Below are 1,375 nucleotides of genomic sequence, written 5' to 3'. Positions count from 1 at the left end.
TGCACCGCCCTGCCCCCACTCCAGGCGTGCGACGCCGACGCCTGCCTGACCATCATGGCCGTCATCCGCCGGCAAAAGGCTCGGCTGGACGCGCTGATGATCCGCACGCAGGCCCGGTTCGCCGCCCTGCGGGAGCCTCCGGAAGCGGAATTGGGTTCGGCCGGGGAAAGTTTCGCAGCCGAAGAGATCGCCGCCGAGCTGGACCTGTCCCCGGCCGCCGCCCGGATGCAGCTGGACTTGGCCGTGACGGTGATCGGCCGGCTGCAGGCCACCCTGGCCGCGCTGGAGGCCGGCGCGATCGATCTGGGGCGTCTGCGGGCGGTGGCCGAGGCCACCGCCGCCCTGTCCGATGAGAAGGCCGCTGCGGCGGAGGCGAAGGTGCTCGCCCGCAGCGGGCGAGCCAGTCACAGCCTGTTCCGGCAGGCGTTGCGTCGCGCCGTCCTCGCCATCGACGCCGACGGGGCTCACCGCCGGCAGGCGCAGCGCCGCCGGGAGCGGCAGGTCCACATCAGGCCGGTCGAGGACGGGATGGCCGAGCTGTGGGCGCTGCTACCCGCCGCCGACGCGCAGGCTGCCTACCAGCGCCTCGACACCCTCGCCCGCCGCGCCGCCACCCCGGACGATCCCCGGGGCATGGACGCCCGCCGTGCCGACGCCCTCGTCGACGTCCTCCTCGGCCGCGACCACGGCGCCGACGTGCCCGTGGAGATCGGGGTGCTCGTCCCGGTGACCACCCTGGCCGGGGTGGCCAACAGCCCCGGGGAGCTCGCCGGCTACGGGCCGATCCCCGCCGCCACCGCCCGCCAGCTGGCCGAGAACGCGACCTGGCGGCGGATCCTGACCGACCCGGTAGACGGCCGGGTGGTGGACGTCGGCCGGCGGTTTCCGTCGCCGGGGCTGGCCCGGCTGGTCCGGGCCCGGGATCGCACCTGCCGGTTCCCCGGCTGCCGGAAACCCGCCCGGTCCTGCGACCTGGATCATGTCCGCCCCTACGCCAAGGGCGGGCCGACCTCGGAGGGGAACCTGATCGCCGCGTGCCGTCGGCATCATCGGGCCAAACACGACGGAGGGTGGAGGGTGGAACAGGCCACGGGCGCAGTGGTGGCCTGGACCGCCCCGACCGGGCGGGTGTACCGCACCGTGCCCGAGCCCTGGGAGGAACCCGCCCGCCCTGTGCCCGAGTCCTGGGAGGAACCCGATCGCCCCGCAGCCCCCCCAGCAGCCACAGTGGCCACCGCCGCGGCCACCACAGCGTCCGTCTCGGCGCCGGTGTCCGGGGCCGGTGCACACGACCCGACCGCGGGCAGGACCGGGCCGAACACCGTTTTGGACCTCGCCCCGCCACCCTTCTGAAAGGGGGCTGCCGGGGAAACGG

The 1,375-nt window shown here is 75.3% G+C and carries 1 protein-coding gene; it reads left to right on the top strand.

Annotated features, from left to right (window positions below):
- On the top strand, positions 1 to 1,353 hold a 1,353-nt coding region (locus tag DD1DGNOD_RS23450; RefSeq protein ID WP_131771039.1), incomplete at its 5' end, for an HNH endonuclease signature motif containing protein.
- Positions 1,354 to 1,375 lie beyond the last annotated feature (22 nt).

The organism is Candidatus Protofrankia californiensis (assembly GCF_900634765.1).
Lineage (GTDB): Bacteria > Actinomycetota > Actinomycetes > Frankiales > Frankiaceae > Protofrankia > Protofrankia californiensis.
This window is presented reverse-complemented; position numbering and strand designations above follow the sequence as displayed.